We start from the raw sequence: 1,474 nt of genomic DNA, 5'->3' as shown, positions 1-1,474 counted from the left end.
CGCCGGAGTGAAACTGACCCGGTCGCCGGTTGAAATCTGACCCAGGTTCTAGGGTGCCCTGTCACCGCGATGGGGGCCCGGATGCTTGGGGGAGAGCTGGCATTGGAGATCCGGGTGTTGGCCAAGCACGGCAAGGGCGTGCGGGAGATCGCGCGCGAGATAGGCGTGTCGCGCAACACGGTGCGGCGCTACCTGCGGGATCCCGAGGCGGCGCGGTACCGGTCACGGCCGTTGAGGCCGGGCAAGCTGGCGGCGTTCGAGGGCTACATCGCCGAACGGGTCGCCGCGGCGGCGCCGGAGCGGCTCGAGGCGACGGTGCTGCTGCGCGAGTTGCGCGAGCGCGGCTACGCGGGCGGCTACAGCATTCTCAAGGAGCACCTGGCCCGGCTGCGGCCGGTGGCGGCGCCCGAGCCCGTGGTGCGCTTCGAGACCGCGCCAGGCGAGCAGATGCAGGTGGACTGGGCGGTGATCCGGCGCGGCGCCGACCGGCTTTCGGTGTTCGTCGCCACGCTGGGCTGGAGCCGTGCGGCCTATATCGAGTTCGTCACGGACGAGCGGCTGGAGACGCTGCTGGCGTGTCACGAGCACGCCTTCCTGGCCTTCGGCGGGGTGCCGCGTGAGGTGCTGTACGACAACATGCGCACCGTCGTGCTGGAGCGGAACCGCTACGGCCAAGGCCAGCACCGCTTCCACCCCGGCTTCCTCGACTTCGCCGGGCACTGCGGCTTCCGGCCTCGGCTGTGCCAGCCCTACCGGGCGCAGAGCAAGGGCAAGGTGGAACGCTTCATTCGCTACCTCCGGAGCAGCTTCTGGGTGCCGCTGGCCAGCCGGATGGCCGCCGAGGGCCTGGTAGTGGACCAGGCGGCGGCGAACCTGGCGGTGGGCCGCTGGCTGCGCGAGGTGGCGAATGCCCGGGTGCACGCCACGACCGGCGAGGTGCCTGCCGACCGGCTGGAGGCGGAGCGCCAGGCGCTCGGCCCCATCCCGCCGCCCTATGGCGGCCAGTTGCCCCGCCGCGTCGCGGAGGCGCCGTCACCAGCGCGGCCGCCGGTCACTGGGCTGCAGCACCCGCTGGCCCTCTACGACGCGCTGTATGCCGCACCTGGCATGCCGGGGGTGGCGCCATGAGCGGGACGCAGCATGAGCGCATCGGCGAGCTCTGCGCCGAACTGCGCCTGGCGGCGGTACCGGACCTCTATGTCGCCGCGGCCCAGGCCGCAGCAGCCCGCGATACCTCCTTCAGCGACTTCCTTGAGGAGGTCCTGCGCGGCGAGCGCGAGGTGCGCCGGGCCAGGGCGCGGGAGATGTTCGCCCGCACCGCGGGGTTCCCGGCGATCAAGACGCTGGACGGCTACGACTTCGGCTTCGCCACCGGCGCGCCGCGCCAGCAGATCACCGAGCTGACCAGCCTGGCCTTCGTCGAGCGGGCCGAGAACGTGGTCTTCCTCGGACCCAGCGGCGTGGGCAAGACGCA

At 72.3% G+C, this 1,474-nt stretch carries 2 protein-coding genes; both read left to right on the top strand.

Going from position 1 to position 1,474, the window contains the following annotated elements; translation table 11 throughout:
• Positions 1-81 precede the first annotated feature (81 nt).
• Positions 82-1,128: an IS21 family transposase gene (gene istA, locus E2C06_RS36405; RefSeq protein WP_133293376.1), complete on the top strand. Its 1,047-nt coding sequence runs from the start codon at positions 82-84 to the stop codon at positions 1,126-1,128.
• On the top strand, positions 1,125-1,474 hold a 350-nt coding region (locus E2C06_RS36400; RefSeq protein WP_165982918.1), incomplete at its 3' end, for an ATP-binding protein. The genes istA and E2C06_RS36400, both read left to right, overlap by 4 nt.

Origin of the sequence: Dankookia rubra, from assembly GCF_004355005.1 — a bacterium.
GTDB classification, from domain to species: domain Bacteria; phylum Pseudomonadota; class Alphaproteobacteria; order Acetobacterales; family Acetobacteraceae; genus Paracraurococcus; species Paracraurococcus ruber_A.
This window is presented reverse-complemented; position numbering and strand designations above follow the sequence as displayed.